Raw genomic sequence first — 25579 nt, 5'->3', positions numbered from 1 at the left:
ACTTCCCTGGCAGGATATAGATGGTAATTCAGCGCATATGGCCGAAGAGATGGAACGGCACTTTGGCGCGCAGCAGATTGGCAAGGGCCGCGTCGGCGGCATCGGTGTAACCGCCGCTGGCAATGCGCTGGTTGCGCAGGTCATTGAGGGCATTCCTTGCCAACAGGTATTCGTCATCCCCCAGGCACAGACGTCCGGGTGCCGTGGCATCGATGCGCAGAATCAGCTGGCCGATTTCGGTATAGGATTTGCCCTTGGCCTTTCTCTCGCGGTACTGCGCATGGAGTGCGCGAATGAGGATGCTTTTGTCGTTCCGGTCTATCTTCATAACTCGTTCGCTCATTGGGGTTCCTCCTTTGGTTCGTTTTACCGAAACAGTATCACGCGCCAGCACAAATAGCCATCCCCCAATTGAAAACAATCGGAAAACTTTTACCCGCGTACCAGACCGTCACGACGGATTCGGATGGGCGATCTGGGCATGGGAGAATGTTCCTTGCGGGCGGCCAGAATGGCGCGGATCTCGCCCAGTTCCAGCCGAACGCTGGGGCGCTTACCCCGGGCCCGCACCTGGTCGGCGTGGAATCCGGGCCACATAGGCGGCGATTTCTCGCTGCTGTTCGAGGAAGGCATGGACGGAGGGGCGGGTTCCGGCTCCGTCTGGTGACGGGCCGGGAAAGGAAAAACCGGTGCTTCTTCCTCCTTCCGAGGGTCTTTCTGCGGAGTGTCTGGTGCTTCAGTGGGCACAGCCTCCATGTCCTGCGCCACCTCGCCCACCGCTTCTGCTATGCCGGTGTCCACCACATCCAGCTGCAGGCGGTCAAAGATACGATTGACCTTGGAGGCATCGTCAGCCAGGATTGCAATCTCGATATGGTCGGGATCGGTCTTGTCCCGCATGGGGACAAACAGCAGGCCGTGCATTTTCGCTTCGTGGGCGAACTCCCGCATCCGCTCTTTCTCCACCGAGAAGAACTTCAGCGGCTTGCCTTCCCGCAGCAGGCGGACCAGCCTGGTTTTGCCGTGGGTCTTTTTCTGATCCTGAAGCACCGCGGCCACAAACTTGGCAAAGGTGACCGCTGCCCTGCCCGAGAGCCGCAGAGCAACCTCGGTGCCCTCCAGCGAGTAGCGAACGACCTGATCTGCCGGTTCTGCTCCGTAGTTCATCTGGCTTCTCCTTTGCGCTGATGAGTTTCTTTGGCCTTCGGACGGCTGATCACCTCAAAGGAATCCGTTCCGGGCAGAAGGCTCAGTGACCGGCCGTTGTCCCACTTCATAAGAAGCTGCCCCGCATCATCCACGCCCATCACCGTGCCTGTCGTTCCTGGCGGGATAGGCTGGGGATCGTCGGGCATAGCCAGCAACCGAACGCGGGTGCCGGGCGGATAGTGGTCACGGGCGTATTGGAGCCGATGTTTCCATTGTGTTTCGTTCATAAGCGTTTCTCCTTTCCTGTTCGGCACGGCGCTTCTGTTCTTCTTCCTGGCGCTGCGCTATTTCCAGAGAATGTTCTTCGATTCGTTTGCACAATTTGATGGTCTTGCGCAGTTCCCGCAGACGTTGGGTGAACAGCGGGATTTGGTCGCTTTCCGGATTGGTTTTGTACAGGCGATTGCGCTCTGCGTTCAGCTTCCGCACCTCTGCTTCCGTTTGGGCACGGAGATCCCGTAGCTGCGCCAGAGTGCGGGTATCCCGGTTCATCAGAAATTCGTACTGCTCAATTCGTTTGTCGAGCTGACGGATTTCCTCCCGCACGGCCGGGGATGGATGCCAAGGTTTACGGTGAAAGACCCCCAGCATATACAGTTCCCGATAATAGAAAACGCGCAAGCCTTTGAGCTTGCGCACTTTCTGATAGGTCCCGTGCAGCCGGACATGACGGACGTGTGGTTCGGCGGGGTAGGTTTTCTGTGAGTAGAGGATACGCTGTTGGATAGCCTCCGGGGTGTACTGCTTTCCCAAGGTTTTGAACCGAATCGGACGAGGTTTTCCGGGCGGCTTCAGCGTAGGATATTTTCGATTGAAACGGAAGGTGTATCCTTTCTGACTTAAACACTGCAGAAATTGCCGCCAGGTCAGAGCCTGTGAGATCGCTTCATCCACGTCCTGGCGCACCATAGATGTCCAGTTTGGACGATTCTCCTGTTCGTCCAGCCAAACGTGGTACGGCATGGAGGACTGTTCGCTTTCTTTGGTCTCAATGATGGAAAGTCCATATTTTCTGCATAGCGCATCAGAACGTGCCCGCACTTCAGTATAGTAGGACTTGGCATTGCTGTGGTATTTCCGGCCATTATCCAAAGCCACCGAACACCACACAATGTGATTGTGATAGTGTTTGGTGTTGAGGTGGGTGGTAACCACCGTTTGAAAACGGCCTTGCAGCAGTTGCTCGGCCAGCTCGACCCCGATTTGGTGAGCCAGTTCCGGCGTGACTTCTCCTTCGGCAAAACTCTGGACAAGGTGGTATCCTTGCACACCGGCTGTTTGCTGCCACCGTTGTACCGTGTCTCGCATATCCTCAAAGGCGGTTTCGCACACACAGCTGAGTCCCGTTTCAAAACAATCCAACTCCGTCTTTTCTCGGTTTATGGCATAGTCCACTGCGTCCTGCAAAGACTTGGGACCGCGTGTCGTCTTGGTTTTATCCCGCACATAGTCCACCGCTCGGTCCAGGCAGCGGACGGGGATAATGGATGTATAAGCCATCCCGCATACAACCTCCTTATGTTATGTAAATTGTCGCATATAGCCTCTTGTGCTATACTGATACCAGATATTTCATTGAGTTATCGATTAAAGGCATATTTTTCAAAGACTTGGCATGGGAGGTTGAACATGGATAAATATTTGAACGAAGATGCAATTACTGCGGAAATCATGTCCTATGTAAAGAACAGAATATACAACTATGCAGTTCTCATCGATGGTGATTGGGGAACAGGTAAAACATACTTCATCCAGAAAAGTATTATCCCAACCCTCGAAGGTTCTGGCTATATGCCTATATACATTTCTCTATACGGCGTCAACTCTACGGACACTGTTTCGCAAAAGATTGCGCTTTCCATTTTGACAAATAAGCTTCCCTCTGATAAAAGGACTGTTGCAAAGCAATGTTTACCAGCTATCGGTTCTTTTGTCCTTCCAATAGGCCAAACTCTACTAAATGCCACAGGCATATCCATTCTCGAACCACTTTTCAAATCTCCTGTAGAAGATATTCCTTGGGATACCATTTTCAAAAAATTTAATGATTCAAGAAAACGTATTTTTATCTTTGATGACTTAGAACGTTGCTCATTGCCTATCAATGAAATACTAGGTTATATCAACAGTTTGGTTGAACACGAATCTGAAAAAGTTCTTATTGTGGCCAATCAGCAGGCTATCGGAAAAATGTCTTTGCGTAATGATTTGGAAGCCAAGTATCAGGTAGTACTAACCCCCCAACTACATCTAACAGAAAAAGTACGCGACCCTTCCCAACCATACTACACATTGCAGAACAATCTTGTGGATCAACACATCACTGAATTTACACCGGATCAGCTAAAGCAACACACTGCAGAACTATTCAGTGAAAATGTGTTGTATAAAGAAATCAAGGAAAAACTGGTAGGGCAGGAACTCTATTTTCACCCCACGTTGAAAAATATACTTCCTCACATAATTGCCGAGAGTTCCTTGGATGAGGAAGTCAAAGAAGTTTTGACCCAGTCACTCGACAAAATCGTGTATGTTTTTCAACAAGAGAATTGTTTGAATTTGCGTTCTTTCCAATCAGCCCTCCTAACATTCAGCCGCATTTGGAATCTTAATTTTAATATGAACATTAACCCACTGGACAGGCACTCTCTATTAGAAACCCTGTTTATTGCAATTTTACACAGTACAATTCAGCAAAAGAGAGGCGGTCCGCGATTTAACTGGTCGGAGAAACGGTCGTACCAGCAATATTCTTATTCGAAGAAAGTCTTGGATTTTGCCAGAATGTTTGTCGGGTTCAAGTTTGTTGAGGATTATGTATTTGACTCCGAACTTGATTGTGAGAGTGCTATTTCTACTATAAATTCTTACGTCCAGAATGAAATCACCAAACCAAGAGAAAGAAGCTTCGATCCAATTCAAAAGGCAGAAAAATATTGGCTTATGGATGATCTGAAGGTTGAAGCAATTTATACTGAACTATCCAATTGCATTGAAACCCACAACTATACCCTCATTGAACTTTTCAAAATATTATCCTTTGCACATAAGCTGTCTGAGTTAGGTTTTACGGTTGATGTAGACCAGTATTTTCACAAAGTCTATAATGCCATAAACAATATGGAGCCTATCTCTAAAGAGCAGATGAGGTACTTTGAATTGTCCATGTTTGACGGTAGCTTTTTATCACAAGATTCACCTTGCTTTTCCGTCTTCAAACAACAATGTAATGAATTGCTGGCTCTTATAGAGAAAAAATCTACCAATAAAGACGACCTTCAACTCGATAATATCCTTAAGGAAAAGTTACACTGGGGGCATAAACTCTACAAATACGTTTTCGAAAGGAGGGATGCTTTTCTATCTGAAAGAGCTTTCCTTTCAAAATTCAATATTGATATTATCGTTGACAAACTCAAAAACTCGCCTCCTGATGATTGGCAAGATTTCAGGCATTGCCTCAGTGCCGTTTATGGTTTTTCAAATCTAAGGGATTACTATTCCAATGATTTAAAAAATGCAATAGCTTTAAAGGAGAAATTGGATGTCCTTGTCCTCCCCACTAAAATTCTCAATAATTTGCACAAAAAATGGTTGATTGCGGATCTCCAAGAAATAATCAACAAACTTACTCCCCAGAGTCCCAACAATAAAGAAACGGCAAATAATGGGGGTTCAGATACTACCAATTCTCAACATGTATAACACCCGATTTTTTCAACGTGCACTTTCCCTTCTGGTTTTTCTCAGAATTTTCCGTTTAGGTTGCGGTACTTTTTCCGGCAGACACGGATGGCTAATATTGCGGTAGTCCATGTTGAAGAAGATACCTCGCAGCTTGCCCGAGAAGTGGTTTGCCTTGGCGATCTTTTCCGGTGTTCCACGGCTCTCGATGTAATCGTTGGGGCCGCCATACAGGCGGGTCACCATCTCATTCTTTTCCGGGTCATAGGACATAAAGCGCAGATCAAAGCACACCGTCGACAGCTGCATCCCCACAAAGGACGCGAAGTGCTGTTGACGGTTTTCTTGCTCCGTCAGCGGAGGATGTGCTTCTGCCGAAGGCTGCAGCTGGAGCGTGGTAGTACAGACGTTGGTCCAGAACTCCACCGACAGATCAGCCGACAGGTTCAGGTTGGTGTGGTCGGGGACATAGGCCATATAGTAGCGCTCGGCGTCCGGCTCTTTCCCCACCAGAATGCCGTCTTTGCTGATTTCGCTCACCACCAGTAGGCAGTTCCAGGCTTTCTTCTTCACGTCAAATCCCATGTACCGTTGTTTGGCGCGGATGACGACGGGCGGTCTGCGAAAGTCATCATTCACAAACAACTGGTAGTCAGCATCACTGAGCACCAGCACCCGCTGTATGGAGAACTTTTGCGGCTTACTCATGAACGGCGAAATATTCTGAAGTTCAGTAACATCCAGTACACCGGATACAAAATTGGCGGTTTCCTGATATTTCTTTACCATTGATTTTTCACCTCCTTCCAGATTTCCCGGGAGATTTGAATCATTTTGTTAACACTCTCCTGACCGGCCACACCCGTACTGTTTGCCCGATGGGCCAACCATGGTTAAGCAATTTGATGTCGTTTTCTTCACCTGATATAATTATTTCAGCATCCTAGGTTATGGAAAAGGTCTAAAGACAGAAAAAGAATTCAGGATATAGGAGGTCAAAATCAAAATGCTTTTAAATGGAATGTTCGCTTTCAGAAAAACAATTGTACAAATAAAAAGGAATCCCGATACAAGCACGGAATCCATTGCAGACCAGCAACCTTCTACGTATCCTCAGCACTTATACAAATATGTTTCACTTACGACCGCTGTTCAAATTTCTCGTCTATTCGATATTCTTATGTCTCATAGACTGTATTTCCCTAGATATACTGAGCTAAATGATCCCTTGGAAGGAGCTGCAATTGATATTCCCGTAGGTGGATATGCGGGAAGTTCTATATACAAGCAAGAAGATAGAGAAGACCCCTTCATTGGAGGACTCAAGGCCCAGTATAGGATTCTTTCGCTTTCTGATGATCCATGCTCTCCCCAACTATGGGCGCATTATGCAGGGAATTATACCGGCGCATGCTTATGCTTTAGGACAGATGGGAAATTTAGTTCCGCAAAAAAGGTCCAGTATTTCCAAAGGAAACCCAAACCGAAAACCGAGACAATGGAAAATCAGCTTGAACCCTCAGTAGAAGATTGTAAGAAAATGGTGTATTCCAATTGGTTTTTAAAACAAAAAGGCTGGGAATATGAAAGAGAGTGGCGAATTGTAGAAGAATCAACATCAAATTATTTCGACTATAATCCTGGCGAGTTGGTTGGAATTATACTCGGAACCAATTTGGATTCTCATATCGGCGATGCTATTAAGCATTGTGTGCCTTCGTCTGTTCGGATACTCAAAGCTTGGCCTGGACAACGCACTTTTGAAATATTAATTACAGATGGTGAGTATCAGAAATTAGGCGATGGGTCTCCAATACCTAAAATCACAGATATAGATTCCTTTTTGTCCAGCAACGTATAAGTCATTTGGCCATTATATTTATATATCTTTTACCAATTTATCTTGACAGCATTGTAGACCTTTCGTGTTAGCTCTATCATTTTTTCCACGCTTTTTTGCTCTGCTCTTCCAGTAGAATTAGCCTGATGAGCAAGTTGGTTTGCATTATTACAAAGTCCGGACACTTTTCGCAGCAGGTCCTCATGATGGGTACAAGGACGCGGACGAATGGTTTCACCCATAATCAGCGCCCGCAGGAGTTTTTCACGAGATAACCCGCTTTGCGCTGCCAGCCGGTTCAGATGCTGCAGTTCCTTCTCGGTCAGCCGAAGGGAAATAACACGGCGGCGCTTCCGTCCGGTCACCGGACGGCATCCGGATGCCCGATGTGAATTTCCGGGTTGTGGCACGACTCAAGGGTCACCTGCTTCTTCGGCACCCCCGTAAGATCCAGAAGTGTCTTGTCCGGCAGATAGGCGCCGAATATCTGCGCGGCCACCCTGGTCAGGAGAATTGCTTCTTTTTCGGATACTGCAGTAACCAGAGAACAATGGAAGGCCCCGTACACCGTATCGTACCCTTCCTTGGGAATGTCGGTTTCAAAGGCATACCGCTGACCCAGGGCGCTGCAGAACTGCCGGTAGTCTTTGGGCGAGAGCTCCAGCAATTCTTCCGTAACGAAGGGGTACGGCACGCCTTCCGCAGCTTCTTCTTTCAGCCGTTCCAAGTCGGTCACCAGCGGGTAAAATTGTGCCCGCATTTCAAATCCACTCATGATTTCACCTGTTCCTTTCCAAATGTAACACGGCACTGTTCTCGTAGGCCGTCGGGGGTTTGGGGCATGCCCCAAGGATCTGCGTTTGGATATCCAAACGCTATGCTTGCAAAACACGTTCCCGCCCAAAGCATGGCAATCAAGTCGGATACACATACAAATTCGTATATGCTCCAGAGTGAATCAGTTCTGATTCATCCAAAAATCTTGACTCAAAAAGTGAATCAGCTTTGATTCACTCCCATGGATAGAGGTATATGCTTCTACCTGTCAAGTGTATACAAGGCGGATAAGCAGCACAATGATTTATTGAAAATTCGGAAAATAATCTGTATAATACTTATTAGATAAAGCCTATACCCATGAAAAACAAACGGTTTAACCGTCGGCACATAAACCCATTTGTTGCCCCCAAAAGGAGAACACATCGTGAACCACATCGCAGTAGTCGAGGACAGCGCGCAGGATCGGGCAGTGCTGGACTCGTATCTGGAAAAATACCAACAGGAGAAAAACTGCCATTTTCAAATCACACATTTTTCAGATGGTGACGAGATCGCGCTGGGCTATAAGGGCGGCTATGACCTGATCTTGATGGACATCGAGATGACCTTCATGGATGGTATGTCAGCAGCCGAGGAAATCCGCCGAGCCGACCCGGAGGTGCTTATCATCTTCATCACCAACTCGCCGCAGTATGCCATCAAGGGGTACGCGGTGCAGGCGCTGGACTATATCTTAAAGCCGCTGAGTTATTACGCTTTCTGCCAGCGGATGAACCATGTGCGGGAGCTGCTGGGACGCCGCCAGAAGCATTTCCTCACGGTACCCTGCGCGGGCGGTGTGCAGAAGCTCGACGCCTCCGACATTTATTATGTAGAAATTTGCGACCACGACCTGCTGTTCCACACCAAGCAGGGCGAGGTGCATTCCACCGGCTCCATGCGCGATGTGGAGCAGAAGCTGCCGCCGGAGAATTTCTTCCGCAGCAGCAAGGCGTACCTTGTCAATTTGGAGCACGTTGACGGCATCCAGGACGAGGACGCCATCGTCAACGGTGATCGGGTGCAGATCAGCCGCGCCAAGCGCAAGGCATTTTTGGCGGCGCTCAATCACTACATGGGGGAAAACATCTGATGCAAGCGGAAATTCTGGGCAACATTCCCCGCCTGTATACCGCGCTGGCGGACTGGCTTGCCTGCCTTTTGTATCTGTACTATCTGCCCAAGCGTACAGCAGGCTGGCGGCGGTATACGATCCACGCGGTGTTTTTGCTGCTGCTCGGCGTCTTTATGCAGGCAACGGGGCAGGTGCCGCAATTCTGGTTTCTGCCCTGCATTGCGGTATCCATCTTAATCATGTATCTGTACATCCGAATGCAGACCGACGTGCCCGCCCGGTGCGCGGGGTATTATTGTGTCCGCGCGTTTATTTTGGGGGAACTGGCCGCCTCGCTGGAATGGCAGCTCTACTACTATATGGTCGGGCAGCATGGCACGCCGGGCGCGGGTGTGCGTGTGTGCATTTTGGCAGTCGTCTATGCCGCAGTGTATGGTGTGGTGTTCGCGCAGGAACGCAATTATAACGATATAGCCTCGCCTCTGCACGTCCATAAAAAGGAATTTCTCAGCACGCTGTTCATCGGTGTGGCGGTCTATGCCACCAGCAACCTGAGCTATGTCAGCCCGGACACGCCGTTTTCCGGCAAGGTGACAGCGGAAATTTACAACATCCGCACGCTGGTAGACCTGGGCGGCATGGCCATTCTGTTTGCGCACCACATGCAGCTGGTGGAGTACCGCCGCAAAAAGGAGCGCGACGCTTTGCAGAACGTCTTGCAGGCGCAGTACGCACAGTACCGCTCGGCGCAGGACAGCATTGACCTTATCAATAAAAAATATCACAACCTCAAGCACCAGATTGCTGTGCTGCGCAGCGAGACCTCAGAGGAAAAAGCCCACTATCTCGACGCGATGGAGCAGGAGATCCGCAGCTATGAGGCGCAGAACAAGACCGGCAACGAGGTGCTGGACACGATCCTGACCAGCAAAAGCCTGTACTGCCAGCAGCACGGCATCACGCTGACCTGCGTGGCAGACGGTGCGGCGCTGGATTTTATGGATACGATGGACCTGTGCTCGCTGTTCGGCAATGCGCTGGACAACGCCATCGAGAGTGTAGAAAAGCTGCCCGACAGCGAGCAACGGCTCATCCATCTGGTGGTGACGCGGAAAAAGAACTTTGTGTGGATTCGGGTCGAAAACACCTACGACGGTGCTTTCCGCGCGGACGGCACGCTGCCCAAGACCACTAAGACCGACGCCCGCTACCACGGCTACGGATTAAAGAGCATCTACGACACCGCCGAAAAATACGGCGGCACGGCAGAGATCAGCACACAGGAAAAGCGCTTTACGCTGAAGGTGCTGCTGCCGGTGCAGCAAAAATAAGCCGCAGCCTGCCGGTTTGGCAGGCTGTTTTTGCGTTTTTGGCGACCTGCACAAAGACACCGGCAGATCGTTTGTCAATTATGACACACCCCAAAACCGTTCACGGTGCAAAAAGCACGGTTTACGAATGGAACACTCCTTCAAAACGAATCTTGTGCTACACTGAGAGCATCAAAGGGGAGATACCCCCCCCAAAAAAATAAGAAGGAGAAGAACATGAAGAAGCAAACGAAGAAAACTTTATGGCGCGGTCTGACCTCTACCTCGGCTGTGCTGATGGTTGTATCTCTGTTTGGTACGCAGTGCGCCATCACCTACACTGGTACGCTGAACTCGTACCTGGGCACAACGACCAGTCGTATCGTATCCACCGGGGACCCCTCGGCAGAGGATACAAACTACTACACCAGCGAGTTCGGTGACTATTCGGCGGAAAATCTCCAAAAGCTGATCCAAGCCACCTACGATGAATCTGTGCTGGAGCAGGAGGAAGGTTCTGTTCTGCTGCGTAATAACAACAGCGCCCTGCCGCTTTCCCCCAACAGCCATGTGACGCTGTTTGGTCACGCCGTTGTGCAGCCGGTGTATGCCCCCGGTGGTGCAAACAGCGGCGCAGCGTCCACCGGTACATATGTAATCGATCTGTATCAGGCGTTGAAGGATGTCGGTTTCTCTATCAATGATACGTTGTACGATGCCTATAAAAACAGCTCGACCTCTCGTGTGGCCAGCAACAACCTGACGATTTCGGGTGGTCCGAATTCTACCGGCGATTTCAATGCAGCGCCTGTATTGGGCGAAGAACCTAAGTCTTTCTACACTGCGCAGCTGCAGCAAAGCTGGGAGAACGACTACAACGATGTCGCTATCGTCATGCTGGCACGCGAGGGCGGTGAGGACTGTGAAATGATGATGGAAGACCCGGACGGTATCAGCGCCCTGGCTTTGCATCAGGACGAAAAAGATATGCTGGCAATGATCCGCGATTCCGGAAAATTCAGCAAGATCGTTGTGCTGCTGAACAGCGCCTACCCCATGGAATTAGGCTGGATGGACGAGTACAACGTGGACGCCTGTCTGTGGATCGGCGACCCCGGCCAGCGCGGCTTTGAGGGTGTCGCCAACCTGCTGACCGGCAAGGCAAATCCCTCCGGCCACCTGACCGACACCTACGCAGCTAACTCGCTGTCCTCCCCGGCTGCATACACCCAGAGCCAGAACGTTGCCGAGTGGAGCAACGTGGACGAGGTGCTGAACTCCGGTATTGTCACGGATTCCCCGCTGCATGTTTCCTATACGGCAACGCAGGCGGAGGGCATCTACGTTGGCTACAAGTACTACGAGACCCGTTATGAGGATTCTATCCTGAATCCCGCTTCCGGTGCCTCCGGCACGACAGGTTCGTCCTTTGGCGGCGGCTGGAATTATGCCGCTGAGGTCACCTACCCCTTTGGCTACGGTCTGTCCTATACAACCTTTGAGCAGACGCTGAACAGCGTGAGCTATGACGCTGATCAGGATATGTTCACTGCAACTGTCACGGTGAAAAACACCGGCAGCGTCAGCGGCAAATCGGTCGTGCAGTTGTATGTGCAGACCCCCTACGGCGACTACGAAAAGCAGAACGCCGTGGAAAAATCCGCCGTGCAGGTCATTGGCTACGGCAAGACCGACGAGCTGAAGCCCGGCCAGTCGGAGCAGGTCACGGTCACGATGGATCGCTACATGATGGCCAGCTATGACTACACCAACGCCAAGGGTTATATCCTGAGCGCAGGTGACTACTATCTGGCGCTGGGCGATAATGCCCATGACGCCCTGAACAACATTCTGGCGGCCAAGGGCGCATCCGGCATGGTCGATCAGGATGGCAATACCGTGGAGGGCAACGCCGCCAAGACCTACCGTTGGAGCTATGATACGCTGGATACCGAGAGCTACCGCTACTCTGTCACCGGCGAGGAAGTCACCAACCAGTTTGATGACTGTGACGCAAACTACTGGCAGGAGGGTTCTGTTACCTACCTGACCCGTCAGGACTGGAACGGCACATTCCCGACTAAAGCCCCCGCCATCACCTGCACCGAGGAAATGATGCAGATTTTGCAGGGCGAGCTCTACACCAAGCCGGAGGACTCCCCCTCTGTCAGCGATATTACGCAGGGGCAGAACAATGGTCTGACCTTTGTCTCGATGAAAGACGTCTCCTTTGACGATACAGAAACCTGGGATAAATACCTTGACCAGATGACGGTGGAGGAACTGGCAAGCCAAATCTCCGATATGTTCGGCACGCCGGAGGTTTCCTCCGTGGCAAAGCCCGCTTTCAGTGAGGGCGACGGAACGGCCAGTGTCGGCGCAAACACCTTCCCCGAAGAATACGGCGACACCCGCGATGTCTGCCTGTATCCCTGTTCTGTTGTGGCGGCCTGCATGTGGAACAGCGACCGCCTGACCCGCCGTGGCGAACTGATGGCGGAGGAAGCGCTGTACTGCAAGTTGCCCCTCTTCTGGACAGGCGGCGGCAATCTGCATCGCACACCGTTCGGCGGCCGCAACGGCGAATATTTCTCAGAGGATGCCATTCTGACCAACCTGTACACCACCACCGAACTGACCGCTGTGCAGAGCCGTGGCGTCACCCCCGGCATCAAGCACGTAGCTGGCAACGATCAGGAATTCCACCGCGAAGGTCTTGCCGTGTTCTTCAACGAGCAGGCTTTCCGTGAGCAGACCCTGCGCGCCTTTGAGGGTGCGCTTTCCAACGAAAACACGATGGCCTTGATGCAGTCCTTTAACCGACTCGGCCTCGTTTGGTCTTCCTCCAGCAAGGCGCTCTGCACGCAGGTGCTGCGCAAGGAATGGGGCTTCAACGGCCAGCAGGAGACCGACGGCGTGGCTGGCGGTGCGTACAAGAGCCACTTTGCCACCTCTCTGAGCGCCGGTACCACGACCTACTGCATCGATCCCACCGGCTCTGCGGCATCCGCCATTGTGGAGGAAATTCGCGGCAATGACGACGGCAATATGCTGTTGAACCTGCGTGATGCCGTCAAGCGCTACCACTATATGCTCTCTCGCACGAATTTGATTAACGGTCTGAGCATGGATGCTACGGTCGAGTCAATCATGCCGTGGTGGCAGATCGCACTGTATGCCATTGATGTCGTGTTTGTACTGCTGATGGCGGGCAGCTTGTTCATGATGTTCCGCGCCAAGCGCCGCAGCGAAGAAAAAGCCTGAGATAGGAGGACACGAAAATGAAGAACCTGTTTCAAAACAGAGCCGTAGGCTTCTGGTTGGATCTTGCCGGGACCGTTCTGGCGCTGGTCGGTATTATCCTGTATGCCTTGTATGCTGCCGACACCGGCAGCAGCAACGTCTGGGTATACATTGGACTTGTGGCGGCCGTGGCGGCCGGTGCAGCCGGGCTGGTAACGGACAATGACCTGCTGGCAATCGCAGCCCCGGCGCTCAGCGCGGTCTCCCTCTGCGCTTTTATTACGGATTCCGTTTATACCTTTGTCGGCTACTTCTTCGGCTTGGCAATGTTCGGTGACGTCAGCAAAATCGGCGCGATCATGCGTATCTGCGTGGTGGTCGCCATCAGTATGCTGGCACTTCTCATCAGTTCTTTCGTGCGCAAAGATAAAGCCATGTAAAGTGATAAAGGTCTCGGAGGCTGTGCAGCGTCCGAGGCCTTTTGGAATCTCAGGAAAGGTATACCACTATGAAACCAACCCCACTTCTCACCGGCTGGACCTGCCGCCATTTGGGCGATACCGCACCCGGCAAACCGGTGACCCTGCCCCATGATGCCATGCTGGCTGAACCCCGCACCGCCCTGAGCGCGGGCGGCACCAATACCGGCTGGTACGAGGGACATGACTACGAGTACCGGCGCACCCTGACCGTGCCGGAAAACGAGCTGGCAGACACCCACATTCTGGAGTTTGAGGGCGTCTACCATAATGCCGAGGTCTGGCTCAACGGTCAAAAGGCTGCGTTCCGCCCCTACGGCTACACCAACTTTTATGTTGATTGTGCGCCGTATCTGCACGCAGGCGAGAACGAGCTGCGTGTCATTGCCCGCAACGCCGACCAGCCCAACAGCCGATGGTATTCCGGTGCGGGCATCTACCGCCCGGTGCAGCTTTGGACGGCAAGGGGCGCGCATATCGCACTGAACGGCGTTAAAATCCGCACCCTGTCGCTTGACCCCGCCGTCGTGGAGGTGCGCGTAAAGACCACCGCCCCCGGCACGGTACGCCTGACGGTGGACGACCTGCCCGCCATGCAGCAGGAGAGCGACGGCGAGGCCGTATTTACCCTGACCCTTGATAACGCCCGCCTTTGGACACCCGAAACGCCCAACCTGTACACCTGCCGCGTCCACTTTGCCGATGATGTGGTAACCGAGACGTTCGGTGTTCGCAAGGTCGAGTGGGGTACGGACGGCTTCCTGCTCAACGGCAAGCGGTACATCATCCAGGGCGCGTGCATCCACCACGATAATGGTTTGTTGGGCGCAGTTTGTGACCCCGACGCCGTGGCGCGCAAGGTACGCCTGCTGAAAGCGAACGGCTACAACGCCATTCGCTCAGCGCACAACCCCTGCTCCAAGGCGCTGCTGACCGAGTGCGACCGCCAGGGTATGCTTGTCATGGACGAGTACATCGACCATTGGTACATCCACAAAACCGAGTATGACTACGTGGATCATTTCAACGACTGGTGGCATCAGGATCTGACCGACATGGTGGAAAAAGACTACAACCACCCCTGCGTCGTGCTCTACTCTACCGGCAACGAGGTCAGCGAGACTGCCCAAAAGCGCGGCATCGCCCTGACCAAAGAGATGACTGACTTCCTGCACGGGCTGGACGATTCCCGCCCGGTGACCTGCGGTGTGAACATCTTCTTCAACTTTTTAAGTTCCATCGGCTTCGGCGTGTACAGCGACGAAAAGGCAAAAAAAGAAGCCGAGCGTGCCGAAAAAGCCAAACAGCGCGGCGAGAAGACCTCCAAGAAAAAGGCGGTCGGCAGTCAGTTCTTCAACAATCTGGCGGGGCTGCTGGGCGATGAGTTCATGAAGCGCGGCGCGACCCTGCACGGCTGCGACGTCAAGACCCGTGACGCCTTTGCCAACATGGACATTGCGGGCTACAATTACGGCATCTACCGCTATAAGCGCGATCTAAAAAAGTACCCGCAGCGGTTGATTTTGGGCAGCGAGACCTTCTGCAACGATGCTTATAAATTCCGCGAGCTGGCCAAACAGGAGCCACGCTTAGTGGGCGACTTTGTCTGGGCGGGCATGGACTACCTTGGAGAAGTCATGGTCGGCTCATGGGAGTACGCCGACTACGCCGAAACGTTCGATGGCGGTCCGGGCTGGGTGTCGGCGGGTTCGGGACGCATCGACCTGACCGGCAAACCGCTGGGCGAAGCCCTTTATACCCGCGTGGCGCTGGAGGCCGACAACGGCCCCTATATCGCCGTCTGCCCGGTCAACCATACCGGAGACCGCCACAGCCCCAGTGCGTGGAAGATGACGAATGCCATGCCCAGCTGGAGCTGGACCGGATGCGAGGGGCGCAAGGCCAACGTGGAGGTCTACGCCCGCGCCGCCCGTGTAGAGTTGGTGCTGAACGGCCGCACCGTGGGCAGTAAAACGCTGAAAAATGATTGCCTTGCGAGGTTCAGCATTCCCTACGAGAGTGGCACGCTGGAAGCCGTCAGCTATGACGCAGCCGATCACGAAATGGGTCGCTGCAAGCTGCAGAGTGCCGGCGGCACGACCCGCCTGACGCTGGATGCAGAAGAACCCGCCGCCAAGCCAGGGCACCTGTGCTACGTCCGTCTGCGCTACACCGATGAAAACGGCATCACCAAGCCGCTGGCGCGCGGCAATATTCAGGTACAGGTGCGCGGCGGCACATTGGTGGGGCTGGGCAGTGCCTGCCCTTTCAACAAGCACAGCTATCTGGACAGAGAAACCGATACCTACTACGGCGAGGCTCTTGCCATAGTCCGCATGGGGGACGACGACGCCATGACGATTGCTGCTTCCGACGGCGAATACAGCGCGGAGCTGACCGTGCCTGCGCAAGCATGAGGTGAGCTATGGAAACGATAAAAAATTGGTGGACAAACTTCTCCCAAAAGCATAAGCTCGTGGCACAGTTTGTGAAATTCTACGCCTTTTCGCTGTTTGTCACGGTGCTGCAATATCTGCTGCTGACTTTTTTGCCGGGGCTGTTCTACAACCTGACCGACTGGTGCAGCATCCCCTGCCAGCTGATTCATCTGAACCTTGGTCCGGTGGATACCTATGTATTCAACTACCCAGTCACCGGCGACGCTACCGGCGGTATGGGCTATTTTGCGGCGTTTGCCATCACGCTGTTTCTGGCGCAGTGCGTTAATTTTCCGATGCAGCGTAATATCACGTTTAAGTCGAAGGGCAATGTGTGGTATCAGATCGCGTGGTACGTGGTGGCGTTCGTACTCATCACCATCGTGTGCAGCTTTTTGATGGGCATTTATGTGCCGCTGTGCAAGCAATTCTTCCCGCCCGCGCTGTACAACGTCCTCATCACCGTCATCAACGGCGGTGTGCAGATGGTGATTTATTTTCCAATCTATAAGATCATCTTCCCGGAGGGTGAGCAGAAGAAAAACTAAACTGCCCTTTGGAAAATAAAGCAGCAGGAAGCCTTAATCGGTTTCCTGCTGCTTTTTTATTGGTTTTCAACTTTCCAATGCCCGCTGAAGCCGCGGCCGATGTAGCGGACATTTCCCATCGCCTTGATATGGCGGCGGATGGTTTTGTAGCTGACGCCCAGCGCCATGCCGAGTTTTTCGGTGCTGATTTTGTTGTCTTTTTTGATTAAAGCCAGAATTTTGGCATCCAAATCATCTTGGGGGACATCTTGGGGGACACATTGGGGGACATCTTGAGGGACAACGTAATTCAAGTTCGGCATAACGACCGTAAACTGGTAGCGGTCAGAACGGAATGCGGGACGCTTATCTTCGGTGTAGTTGATTTGCGCTTTGTAGCCGTTCAGAATTTTACCGAAGCCGCTGCCCTTGCGCTCCATGTAGCCAAGGCGGTTGAACACATCGGCCAACGATCTGCCCGTCATCCGCCATGCCGAAAATCAGCGCGCCGCCCAGCGTGTTCGCAAAAGCACTTACGCTCTTGCACCAGCTTTTGGGCTTTTTTACCTCAAGCGCCGCTTTCTTGTCGTATTCGGTTGTTTCACCGATCAGGTTCTCGATATCCATCTGTTCCGACCACCTTTTGCGCGAAATATCGGTGCTTTTATTATACAGCCTGGCGGGGGCAGTTTGCAATCGTAAGTTGTACTCTCTGGTGTTAAGTTGTACGCATCACGGCAAGACCAGAGTGGGAAAAATCCGACTCTTTGTGGTTTTACGGATGGGATACGATAGTATCTTAGTATTTTATTTATTTAGTTATTTATTTGTGCAGGATTTACCTGTACAGGGAAATCCCGTTCAGGTAAATGCCTTTGCGGTAAAATAAAAAATCCCCGGAAAACGGGGAATTTGGGGCAATATTTGGCTGGGAGGGCAACGCTCCGACGCGGTGTGAATGCGCCCCAAAAAGGGCGTTTCTCGCGGCGACAGGGGCGGTGTGCGGGAATGTTGCGGGTTGGGTTTGCATACAACTTCTTGCTAGGGAGTAAAACTTATATATTAGTTTGCTGGGCTTTTCACTTGCGTAAACCCTGTGATGTAAGTATCCACATTTCTCAATGGAACCAAAGCTGGGCATTTATTTGATTGGTGCGTATGAGAATCTGTCTTGCAGATTTGCCCCCAAAACTGCCCCCAAAAGGAGTTGGGACGGTTCATCACCGTATGGCATTCTTTTGTACACATGGGACAAAATCCATTTCGCTCCATGGTACGCAACACTACCAAACCCAACAAAACAGCACTGTAATGCACAAATCTTAGATTTCTCATAACCCGGAGGTCGCAGGTTCAAGTCCTGTCCCCGCAACCAACAAAAGCTCGTTGAAACGACAAGTTTCAACGAGCTTTTTTCTACATCATGGAAAAAGTGGTAACAAGCTGGTAACTTTGACCCCAAAATGACCCCAAAACGGAATAATGACTGCGCCCGGGCGGTTGAGATTTTCAACCGTCCGGGCGCTTTTTGTAGATAAATTTTGCGGAGTTGGCAGGTAAAAATAGGAACGGTCGGTGCGGTCAGCTTGCCTTGACGAGTACCAACACGCTGTTGTTTGGCACGACGATCTGTTCCTGTTTGGTGGGAATGGGCGGTTTTTTGTACTGGCGCAGGGCTTTTTGGATTTGCTGCTTGACTTCCAGCAGGGCAGCATCCAATGTAGGGGTCTCCACTTCAATTTTTGGGAAATCGGGAACATGGGTAGTGCAGCCGTCTGGGGATAAGGTGCAGAGTACAGGGTAGGGCTGGTTCTCTATGGAGATACTGTACTGCATCCCGAACATATCATCCATTTTGTCCATTTCGTGCCGCTTGTGTTCGTCCATGCTGTGGACGTATGTGTCCATTGTGAACGCCACCGAGTAGTGACCGAGGATGGCTGACAGGGTCTTGTAGTCCATACCGCGCTCCAGCGCACGGGTGGCGAAGGTGTGGCGCAGGGCGTGGAAGGTAAAGTGCCCGATGTCGGCATCCTTCAACAATCGGTTGTAGTAATCCTTGAAGGTTTTCTGCTCGAAGTAGTGACCAAACTCGTTGGTGACGATGAATCCCTCGCCGGTGTACTTATCCCCTGCCCGAATCTTATCCTGCGCTTGCTGTTGTTTCCAGCGGGCAAGCTCGTCTGCCATTGTGCGGGTCAGCGGAATCGTGCGGCGAGAGTTTTTCGTTTTGGGTGTGTCGAATACGATTTCGGTCTTGTTCTCGCCGTCGTGGGATTCGTACTTGACAAGGCGGTTGATTGTACGCCTAACATGAAGCTGCGCGGTACTGAAATCAATATCTTCCCATTTCAGTGCCAGCAATTCACCCATGCGTAATCCGGTACACAAGTCTAAGCGAATAAACACGCCGTAGCGGTGGCGGTAGCTGGCTTGCACCAGTGCCCGCTGTTGGTCGTTGGTAAATACGCTGATTTCGGGCTTTTCTCCGCTGGGTAGGGTCACGGCATCACAGGGATTGTACACTAATAAGCGCTCCTTTACGGCCTGTTGTAAGCACTTGTGTAATGCCATGTGGTAGTTGCGAAGCGTCTTGGGCGACAGCCCTTCCTCGCGGAATTTGTAGTTGTAAAATTCCTGCAAGGTGTGTGGCTCTAACTTTTTCAGCAGGATTTTTCCCAGTACACAAAAGTGCTTGTTGAGATAACTGCGGTAGCTGGCGTAAGTAGATTGCTTGACGGTGTCCTTCATATAGGTGTTCAGCCAGTATTCATACCATTCGCCCAATGTCACCGACATAGGATCGCGCCAGCCCTGTGTGCGGACTTCATGGGCTTGCTGCTGTAAAATGGAGATTGCCTCTTGTCTGGTGTTACAGCAGGTGGATGTACGCTTGGGCTTGCCGGTTTTGTAGTCGATTCCGGCTGACAGTCGAACCTCCCACCGCCCGTCTGCGCGCTGACGAATGTTGCCCTCGTTATGCCCACGGCGCAGGAATGTTTTAGATGTGTCTTTCACGCTGCATCGTCTCCTTTCGTGACACAAAGACTACCACAGGTACGACCACAAAGCTATTCATCAGACCCGACAATCTTCGGGTTCTCGTTTTGGGCTTTATTGACCTTTTGCCGTTCCAGCCAGTCCAGCAGTTCATCACGTCGCACCAGCAGTCGGTTTCCAATGTGGAATGCCGGGAAACTCGCGTCATGGAATATGCGGTAGGTGGTCGAGCGTGAGATGCCAAGGTAAAAACTTACACTTTTCAAAATAAAAGGCAAGCCGTTTTATTCTGCGACTTGCCTTTTTTATTGACGCAGAGCGACCTCAGGGGGTCTGGGGGTACACCCCAGAAATGTGCATGTGGATGACCACATGCTATGCTAGCAAAACACGTTCCCGCTCAAAGCGGGAGTAATCAAAGCGGATACGCATACAAATTCACATATACTCCAGAGTGAATCAGTTTAGATTCATCCAAAAATCTTGACTCGAAAAAGTGAATCAGTTCTGATTCACTTTCCAAAGTGCTGTTATTATTCCCCTTCCTCCACGCGCGTGGTCATCACGGCGATGCTCTTTTTTCCGGGAACGGGGTAACGCACCTTCTTAAATAACAAGAAAAAACAAGAATATAGTCATGGCGTTTTCAGAGAGCCGTGTTAAAATGATATTCATGATGAATTGGAAGGATATTTGGATGACACTGTTTGGCACAGTGGATTTGTTGGGACTCAACGAGGGCTTTTGGGTGTCCATGGCGGTGGTCGCGCTGATCGTGGTCGTGATGAATGCCGTTTTTGGGGGTATGAAGCCCCGGAAGAAAGCGACCAGCGAAGTCAAGCGCACCTGACGCAGAAATACAGTCGTAGGGATCTACAAGCTGCAGAGCAAGGAGGACTGAGCCATGAAACCGCAAAAAAAATATGTGGATCACAAGCTCCATCTGTACCGTGCAGTGGCGTATATCGTTATGTTCCTGCTGAGCTTTCTGTGCTTGTTTTTCTTCTATATTCTGATCGACAACGCAACCCACAACAACTTTGATATTCAAAAGGGCTTTCAGCTGCTGCCCGGCGGCAGTTTTCTGACCAACCTGAAGAATACCATGAATGATGCCAACGTGCCGGTTCTGAGCGGTCTGCGCAACAGCCTGATTGTGGCAGGATGTTCTGCAGCACTTTCCTGCTACTTCAGCGCGCTGACAGCATACGCAATCTACGCCTACGACTTCAAGTTCAAGAATGCAGCATTTACCATCATCCTGCTCATTATGACGATGCCTATGCAGGTATCGGCGCTGGGGTTCCTTCGCCTGATGGACAATATGCACCTGACCAATACGCTGTGGCCGCTGATTTTGCCCAGCATTGCGGCACCGACTGTGTTCTTTTTCATGAAGCAATACATGGATTCCAGCCTGCCGAAGGAACTGATTGAGGCAGCTCGCATTGATGGCTCCGGCGAGTTCCACACCTTCAATGTGATCATCCTGCCGATCCTGAAGCCCGCTGTCGCAGTGCAGGCCATCTTTTCCTTTGTGGGATCGTGGAACAACTATTTCACCCCGGCGCTGATTATCAGTGATGCCAAGTGGAAAACCGTTCCGATTCTGATTGTCCAGCTGCGCGGTGCGGACTTTCTGAAGTTTGATATGGGCAAGGTCTATATGATGATCGCACTTGCGATACTTCCGGTCATCATAGTCTATCTGATTCTTTCCAAATACATTGTCCGCGGTATTGCGCTCGGCAGCGTGAAAGGGTAAAATAACACTTACGGAGGTGCAGTGCGCTTGCGCTGCACCTTTTTTGGTGTTTATGCGAAAAAAAACGACAGAAAGAACGGAGGAATACACGATGTCATTTCCGGAAAATTTCGTCTGGGGCGCGGCAACCGCAGCCTATCAGATCGAGGGCGCAGTGCAGGAGGATGGCAGGGGACTGTCCATCTGGGATACCTTCAGCCATACGCCGGGCAAAACAAGGAACGGTGATACAGGGGACATCGCCTGCGACAGCTACCACCGCTGGGCAGAGGATATTGCACTGCTGAAAGAGATGCACCTGAAGGCGTACCGGTTCTCGATTGCCTGGCCGCGCATCTTCCCGCAGGGCACGGGACCAGTCAATCCGGCAGGTCTTGCCTGGTATGACCGGCTGGTCGATGCGCTGCTTGCGGCAGGGATCGAGCCTTATGTCACGCTCTACCACTGGGATCTGCCGCAAGCCCTGCAGGACAAGGGCGGCTGGCTGAATGATGATACGGCAAAAGCCTTCGCCGGGTATGCCGCCGCGGTGGCCGCGCACTTTAAGGGGCGGGTGCAGTACTATTTTACCCTCAATGAGCCGCAGTGCAGCGTGGGGCTGGGCTACAGCAGCGGTGTACACGCACCCGGTTTCCGTCTGGATGACGGCTCGGTGTTTACAGCGTGGCACAACACGATCTACGCCCACTGCCTTGCGGCCGATGCGATCCGCAGGGCTGACCCCGATGCCCGGGTCGGCATGGCCCCGACAGGGCGCATCTGCACCCCGGCAACAGACGACCCTGCCGATATTGCGGCGGCCCGCGAGGCAACCTTTGCGCTGGCGGACGGAGACTGGACCTTCACCTATGCCCCGGCACTTGATCCGCTGTGCGGGCGCGGCTGGCCTGTGATCGCGGGCGGTCAGGCCCAGCGTGTGGTGGATGCCATCCCGCAGGAGCAGCTGGACGCTTTGCCGCTGGGCAGGCTGGATTTCATCGGGATGAACATTTACAACTCCGTCATGGTGCGCGCCGGGGCAAACGGCAAGCCGGAATTCTGCCCCCGGGCCGCAGGACATCCGCGCACAGCCATCGGCTGGCCCATCACCCCGGAGTCGATGGAGTGGGGGACACGCTTTATCTGGGAACGGTACGGTCTGCCCATCTACATCACCGAGAACGGCCTTTCCTGCACCGACAGCATCCATCTGGACGGCAAGGTGCATGACCCTGCGCGCATTGACTTCACCCACCGCTATCTTCTGGCGCTGCGCCGCGCGATTGACAGTGGCGTGGATGTGCGCGGCTATTTCCACTGGTCACTGCTGGATAATTTTGAGTGGAGCGAGGGCTATAACGAGCGCTTTGGTCTGATCTATCTCGATTACGCAACCGGCAAACGAACCCCCAAAGATAGTGCTGCCTGGTACGCCAAGGTGGCCGAAACGAACGGAAAAAATCTGTGAAAAGGCACGGTATGGCCCCTCGCTATGTGTTTGTTTCCTCTAAGAGATGCCCTCTGCGCTGATGGTCGTGCTTGCGATCGATGCAGAGAAATGCTCGCGGAATAACCATACCTGACAGGCTGCACACAAAAAATACTCCCTTATTCTGCTGCGCGCGCAGCAGGATAAGGGAGTTTTCTGGTTCGTGAAGCAGCACGCCGGTGTATAAAGACCGTACAGAAAAAGCAGCAGCCCACTGCGGGCTGCTGCTTTGCGGTAAAAGGCGGGCGGTCAGCCCATGACGATCTTGACCTCTACGGTTGAGCCGGCGGGAACAGGGGAAAGGATGTTACCGCTTACAGGCTTGCCGTCCACGGTCATGGCTTTGACGCCCTTTTCCAGATGGTCAGGGTTCTCCACAACGATTTCATAGGTTGCCCCGCGCCAGACACGGCGCAGGGTAAAGCCGTCCATCTCGTGCGGGATGCAGGGATCGATCTTCAGCCCGGCCAGCGTGGGCTGGATGCCCAGGATATACTGGCTCACATCCACAAAGGTCCAGGCCGCCGTGCCGGTCAGCCAGCTGTTTTTTGCTTCGCCAAAGGTGGCGGCGTCGCGGCCAGCCACCATCTGGCTGTAGACATACGGCTCGGTGCGGTGGATCTCACTGATGTCCTCAATGAATGCCGGGCAGGTCTTTTTGTAGATCTCAAACGCGCGGTCACCATGGCCGACTACAGTCTCGGCACAGCTGACCCATGGGTTGTTGTGGCAGAAGATGCCTGCGTTCTCCTTGTATCCCGGGGGATAGCTGGAAATTTCGCCCAGTTCGAGATGGTACTTCGTGTAGGCGGGCTGCAGCAGCACAATGCCGTACTTTGTGTCGAGCTTGTCTTTCACGCTCTGCAAAGCGGTCACGGCCTCACCGGTGTCCACACCAATACCCGCCATGACGCACATGCCCTGCGGCTCGATGAAGATCTTGCCTTCCTCGCATTCCTCACCGCCGATCACATGGCCAAAGGCATCGTAGGCGCGGCGGAACCAGCTGCCGTCCCAACCGGCAGTCAGTACGGTATGTTCCATCTCTGCAACCTCGGCGCGCACGGCGGCAGCTTCGTCGGTGTGGCCGGTGCTGTCAAGAATTTCGGCAAACTGGTTGCCGTACTTGACATACATACCGGCGATGAACACGCTCTCGGCTACGGGACCCTCGCTCGGGCCGGTGGTCTGGAAGCTTTCGCCCGGCTCCTTGCTGAAGCAGTTCAGGTTCAGGCAGTCGTTCCAGTCAGCACGGCCAATCAGCGGCAGACCGTGCGGCCCCTTGTGGGTGCGCAGATAGCCGAAGCTGCGGCGCAGATGCTCAAGCAGCGGCTGTGCAAGGCTGTGGTCGTTGTTAAAGTCCACCGGTTCGTCCAGAATCGAGTAGTCGCCCGTCTCGCCCAGATAGGCGTACACGGCAGCAATCAGCCACAGCGGGTCATCGTTGAAGCCGGAGCCGATGTCCATGTTACCCTTTTTCGTCAGCGGCTGGTACTGGTGGTAGGCGCTGCCGTCGGGGAACTGGGTGGCGGCAATGTCCAGAATGCGCTCCCGCGCGCGGGCGGGGATCAGATGCACAAAGCCGAGCAGATCCTGACAGGAATCGCGGAAGCCCATGCCGCGGCCGGTGCCGCTCTCATAATAGCTGGCAGAGCGGCTCATGTTGAAGGTGACCATGCACTGGTACTGGTTCCAGGTATTGACCATGCGGTCGAGCTTTTCATCGCTGCTCTTGACCGAGTAGGTGGACAGCAGGTTGTTCCAGTGGTCGTGCAGCCTGGCAAGTGCCGCATCGACCTGCGCATCCGTGGCATAGCGGGCAGCCATCGCCTGGGCGCGGGTCTTATTGATGACGCCGGGCGCGGTCCACTTCTCGTCCTCCGGGTTTTCTATATAGCCCAAAACAAAAATCAGGCTGCGGCTTTCGCCGGGCTGCAGGGTGACATTGACTTGATGCACGCCAACGGGTGCCCAGCCGTGGGCAACAGAGTTGGTGCAACGGCCGTTTTCCACGACCTCGGGATTCGCATTGCTGCGCCATGCGCCTAAAAAGGCGTCCCGGCTCGTGTCAAAGCCGTCAATGCGCGTGTTGACGGTGAACAATGCGTAATGGTTGCGGCGCTCGCGGTACTCGGTCTTGTGGTAGATGGTGCTGCCCTCGACCTCGACTTCGCCGGTAGAGAAATTGCGCTGGAAGTTGGTGGAATCGTCCACAGCATTCCAGAGGCAGAACTCCAGATAGCTGAATACAGTAAACGATTTCGGTGCATCACTCTCGTTGGTCAGCACCAGACGGTCGATCTCGCAGTTGTCGCCTACCGGCACAAACAGCTCCAGCTTCGCGGTCAGACTGTTCTTTTTGCCGGTAATGATGCTGTATCCGAGGCCGTGGCGGCACTCATAGCTGTCCAGCTCGGTCTGGGTGGGCTGCCAGCCGGGATTCCAGACGGTATCGCCGTCCTTAATATAGTAATACCGGCCGTTAGAGTCCGCAGGTACATTATTGTAGCGGTAGCGAGTGATACGCCGCAGCTTGGCATCCTTGTAAAAGCTGTACCCACCGGCCGTGTGGGAAACAAGGCTGAAGAATGCCTCGCTGCCCAGATAGTTGATCCACGGCAGCGGCGTGCGCGGCGTGGTGATGACATATTCGCGTGCGCTATCGGAAAAATGACCGAACTTCATAGAGACCCTCTCCTTACTTATGGAAAGCAGATAAAAT

Annotated in this window: 23 protein-coding genes; 11 read left to right on the top strand and 12 right to left on the bottom strand. The window is 53.0% G+C overall.

Features of this window, described 5'->3' with window-relative positions; all coding sequences use genetic code 11:
* Positions 1-28: 28 nt before the first annotated feature.
* The 4 genes from PG062_RS04285 to PG062_RS04270 form a co-directional block, all read right to left on the bottom strand.
* Positions 29-343: a hypothetical protein gene (locus PG062_RS04285; protein ID WP_270751349.1), complete on the bottom strand. Its 315-nt coding sequence runs from the start codon at positions 341-343 to the stop codon at positions 29-31.
* 89 nt (positions 344-432) lie between these two features.
* Positions 433-1167, bottom strand: coding sequence for a PcfB family protein (locus tag PG062_RS04280; RefSeq protein ID WP_270751348.1), 735 nt, complete (start codon positions 1165-1167; stop codon positions 433-435).
* A complete protein-coding gene (locus PG062_RS04275; RefSeq protein WP_270751347.1) occupies positions 1164-1436 on the bottom strand; it encodes a DUF4314 domain-containing protein in 273 nt (90 codons plus the stop codon). The genes PG062_RS04280 and PG062_RS04275 overlap by 4 nt, the downstream gene beginning before the upstream one ends.
* On the bottom strand, positions 1393-2709 hold the full coding sequence (locus PG062_RS04270; RefSeq protein WP_270751346.1) for a relaxase/mobilization nuclease domain-containing protein: 1317 nt from the start codon (positions 2707-2709) through the stop codon (positions 1393-1395). Before PG062_RS04270 ends, PG062_RS04275 begins: the two co-directional genes overlap by 44 nt.
* A 129-nt stretch (positions 2710-2838) precedes the next feature.
* Between PG062_RS04270 and PG062_RS04265 the strand changes: the two genes are divergently transcribed.
* The gene (locus tag PG062_RS04265) at positions 2839-4914 is read left to right on the top strand and encodes a P-loop NTPase fold protein (RefSeq protein WP_270751345.1); all 2076 of its coding nucleotides are present in this window, start codon (positions 2839-2841) and stop codon (positions 4912-4914) included.
* 12 nt (positions 4915-4926) lie between these two features.
* Here the strand turns inward: PG062_RS04265 and PG062_RS04260 are convergent, their stop codons facing one another.
* Complete coding sequence (locus PG062_RS04260) at positions 4927-5682, bottom strand: hypothetical protein (RefSeq protein WP_270751344.1); 756 nt, start codon at positions 5680-5682, stop codon at positions 4927-4929.
* A 217-nt stretch (positions 5683-5899) separates the two neighbouring features.
* On the opposite strand from PG062_RS04260, the gene PG062_RS04255 reads away from it, so the two are divergent.
* Positions 5900-6754, top strand: coding sequence for a DUF2971 domain-containing protein (locus PG062_RS04255; protein WP_270751343.1), 855 nt, complete (start codon positions 5900-5902; stop codon positions 6752-6754).
* 29 nt (positions 6755-6783) lie between these two features.
* Here the strand turns inward: PG062_RS04255 and PG062_RS04250 are convergent, their stop codons facing one another.
* Both PG062_RS04250 and PG062_RS04245 read right to left on the bottom strand, forming a co-directional pair.
* Entirely contained in the window at positions 6784-7098 is a 315-nt protein-coding gene (locus tag PG062_RS04250; protein ID WP_270751342.1) for a plasmid mobilization protein, read from the bottom strand.
* On the bottom strand, positions 7095-7508 hold the full coding sequence (locus PG062_RS04245) for a hypothetical protein (protein WP_270751341.1): 414 nt from the start codon (positions 7506-7508) through the stop codon (positions 7095-7097). The genes PG062_RS04250 and PG062_RS04245 overlap by 4 nt, the downstream gene beginning before the upstream one ends.
* 429 nt (positions 7509-7937) lie before the next feature.
* Here PG062_RS04245 and PG062_RS04240 point away from each other — a divergent pair, with 429 nt between their 5' ends.
* The 6 genes from PG062_RS04240 to PG062_RS04215 all read left to right on the top strand — a co-directional run bounded on the left by PG062_RS04240 (position 7938) and on the right by PG062_RS04215 (position 16645).
* Complete coding sequence (locus tag PG062_RS04240; protein WP_270751340.1) at positions 7938-8645, top strand: LytR/AlgR family response regulator transcription factor; 708 nt, start codon at positions 7938-7940, stop codon at positions 8643-8645.
* The gene (locus tag PG062_RS04235; RefSeq protein ID WP_270751339.1) at positions 8645-9958 is read left to right on the top strand and encodes an ATP-binding protein; all 1314 of its coding nucleotides are present in this window, start codon (positions 8645-8647) and stop codon (positions 9956-9958) included. The genes PG062_RS04240 and PG062_RS04235 overlap by 1 nt, the downstream gene beginning before the upstream one ends.
* A gap of 216 nt (positions 9959-10174) precedes the next feature.
* Entirely contained in the window at positions 10175-13201 is a 3027-nt protein-coding gene (locus PG062_RS04230; protein ID WP_270751338.1) for a beta-glucosidase, read from the top strand.
* Between the two features lie 17 nt (positions 13202-13218).
* Positions 13219-13620: a hypothetical protein gene (locus tag PG062_RS04225; protein ID WP_270751337.1), complete on the top strand. Its 402-nt coding sequence runs from the start codon at positions 13219-13221 to the stop codon at positions 13618-13620.
* Positions 13621-13688: 68 nt separating this feature from the next.
* Positions 13689-16076, top strand: coding sequence for a glycoside hydrolase family 2 TIM barrel-domain containing protein (locus tag PG062_RS04220; protein WP_270751336.1), 2388 nt, complete (start codon positions 13689-13691; stop codon positions 16074-16076).
* A gap of 8 nt (positions 16077-16084) precedes the next feature.
* Entirely contained in the window at positions 16085-16645 is a 561-nt protein-coding gene (locus PG062_RS04215) for a hypothetical protein (protein WP_270751335.1), read from the top strand.
* Between the two features lie 56 nt (positions 16646-16701).
* Here the strand turns inward: PG062_RS04215 and PG062_RS04210 are convergent, their stop codons facing one another.
* From PG062_RS04210 to PG062_RS04195, 4 genes are all read right to left on the bottom strand, one after another.
* Entirely contained in the window at positions 16702-17064 is a 363-nt protein-coding gene (locus PG062_RS04210; RefSeq protein WP_270751334.1) for an AsnC family transcriptional regulator, read from the bottom strand.
* On the bottom strand, positions 17036-17251 hold the full coding sequence (locus PG062_RS04205; protein ID WP_270751333.1) for an AlbA family DNA-binding domain-containing protein: 216 nt from the start codon (positions 17249-17251) through the stop codon (positions 17036-17038). Before PG062_RS04205 ends, PG062_RS04210 begins: the two co-directional genes overlap by 29 nt.
* Positions 17252-18205: 954 nt before the next feature.
* Positions 18206-19642 (bottom strand): tyrosine-type recombinase/integrase, encoded by a 1437-nt coding sequence (locus PG062_RS04200; RefSeq protein WP_270751332.1) that lies wholly within the window; start codon positions 19640-19642, stop codon positions 18206-18208.
* A gap of 53 nt (positions 19643-19695) precedes the next feature.
* A complete protein-coding gene (locus PG062_RS04195) occupies positions 19696-19890 on the bottom strand; it encodes a helix-turn-helix domain-containing protein (protein WP_270751331.1) in 195 nt (64 codons plus the stop codon).
* Positions 19891-20261: 371 nt separating this feature from the next.
* Here PG062_RS04195 and PG062_RS04190 point away from each other — a divergent pair, with 371 nt between their 5' ends.
* From PG062_RS04190 to PG062_RS04180, 3 genes are all read left to right on the top strand, one after another.
* A complete protein-coding gene (locus PG062_RS04190; protein ID WP_270751658.1) occupies positions 20262-20474 on the top strand; it encodes a hypothetical protein in 213 nt (70 codons plus the stop codon).
* Positions 20475-20528: 54 nt separating this feature from the next.
* Complete coding sequence (locus PG062_RS04185) at positions 20529-21389, top strand: carbohydrate ABC transporter permease (protein WP_270751330.1); 861 nt, start codon at positions 20529-20531, stop codon at positions 21387-21389.
* 91 nt (positions 21390-21480) lie between these two features.
* A complete protein-coding gene (locus PG062_RS04180; protein WP_270751329.1) occupies positions 21481-22836 on the top strand; it encodes a GH1 family beta-glucosidase in 1356 nt (451 codons plus the stop codon).
* A gap of 270 nt (positions 22837-23106) precedes the next feature.
* Here the strand turns inward: PG062_RS04180 and PG062_RS04175 are convergent, their stop codons facing one another.
* Positions 23107-25542 carry a glycoside hydrolase family 94 protein gene (locus tag PG062_RS04175; RefSeq protein ID WP_270751328.1) on the bottom strand — a complete coding sequence of 812 codons (2436 nt, stop codon included), beginning with the start codon at positions 25540-25542 and terminating at the stop codon, positions 23107-23109.
* Between the last annotated feature and the right edge of the window lie 37 nt (positions 25543-25579).

This window comes from Gemmiger qucibialis (assembly GCF_027689445.1).
In the GTDB taxonomy this organism is placed as follows: Bacteria; Bacillota; Clostridia; order Oscillospirales; family Ruminococcaceae; genus Gemmiger; species Gemmiger qucibialis.
The sequence above is the reverse complement of the archived record's forward strand: the minus strand, read 5'-3'. Positions and strand labels throughout refer to the sequence as shown.

Bases quoted from the DNA above. Each gene is read 5' to 3' on its own strand.
- PG062_RS04205 (WP_270751333.1), bottom strand. From the start codon at position 17,251: ATGGATATCGAGAACCTGATCGGTGAAACAACCGAATACGACAAGAAA.
- PG062_RS04270 (WP_270751346.1), bottom strand. From the start codon at position 2,709: ATGGCTTATACATCCATTATCCCCGTCCGCTGCCTGGACCGAGCGGTG.
- PG062_RS04285 (WP_270751349.1), bottom strand. From the start codon at position 343: ATGAGCGAACGAGTTATGAAGATAGACCGGAACGACAAAAGCATCCTC.
- PG062_RS04185 (WP_270751330.1), top strand. From the start codon at position 20,529: ATGAAACCGCAAAAAAAATATGTGGATCACAAGCTCCATCTGTACCGT.
- PG062_RS04190 (WP_270751658.1), top strand. From the start codon at position 20,262: ATGGCGTTTTCAGAGAGCCGTGTTAAAATGATATTCATGATGAATTGG.
- PG062_RS04180 (WP_270751329.1), top strand. From the start codon at position 21,481: ATGTCATTTCCGGAAAATTTCGTCTGGGGCGCGGCAACCGCAGCCTAT.
- PG062_RS04255 (WP_270751343.1), top strand. From the start codon at position 5,900: ATGCTTTTAAATGGAATGTTCGCTTTCAGAAAAACAATTGTACAAATA.
- PG062_RS04215 (WP_270751335.1), top strand. From the start codon at position 16,085: ATGGAAACGATAAAAAATTGGTGGACAAACTTCTCCCAAAAGCATAAG.
- PG062_RS04245 (WP_270751341.1), bottom strand. From the start codon at position 7,508: ATGAGTGGATTTGAAATGCGGGCACAATTTTACCCGCTGGTGACCGAC.
- PG062_RS04260 (WP_270751344.1), bottom strand. From the start codon at position 5,682: ATGGTAAAGAAATATCAGGAAACCGCCAATTTTGTATCCGGTGTACTG.
- PG062_RS04225 (WP_270751337.1), top strand. From the start codon at position 13,219: ATGAAGAACCTGTTTCAAAACAGAGCCGTAGGCTTCTGGTTGGATCTT.
- PG062_RS04275 (WP_270751347.1), bottom strand. From the start codon at position 1,436: ATGAACGAAACACAATGGAAACATCGGCTCCAATACGCCCGTGACCAC.
- PG062_RS04175 (WP_270751328.1), bottom strand. From the start codon at position 25,542: ATGAAGTTCGGTCATTTTTCCGATAGCGCACGCGAATATGTCATCACC.
- PG062_RS04280 (WP_270751348.1), bottom strand. From the start codon at position 1,167: ATGAACTACGGAGCAGAACCGGCAGATCAGGTCGTTCGCTACTCGCTG.
- PG062_RS04235 (WP_270751339.1), top strand. From the start codon at position 8,645: ATGCAAGCGGAAATTCTGGGCAACATTCCCCGCCTGTATACCGCGCTG.
- PG062_RS04220 (WP_270751336.1), top strand. From the start codon at position 13,689: ATGAAACCAACCCCACTTCTCACCGGCTGGACCTGCCGCCATTTGGGC.
- PG062_RS04265 (WP_270751345.1), top strand. From the start codon at position 2,839: ATGGATAAATATTTGAACGAAGATGCAATTACTGCGGAAATCATGTCC.
- PG062_RS04210 (WP_270751334.1), bottom strand. From the start codon at position 17,064: ATGGAGCGCAAGGGCAGCGGCTTCGGTAAAATTCTGAACGGCTACAAA.
- PG062_RS04230 (WP_270751338.1), top strand. From the start codon at position 10,175: ATGAAGAAGCAAACGAAGAAAACTTTATGGCGCGGTCTGACCTCTACC.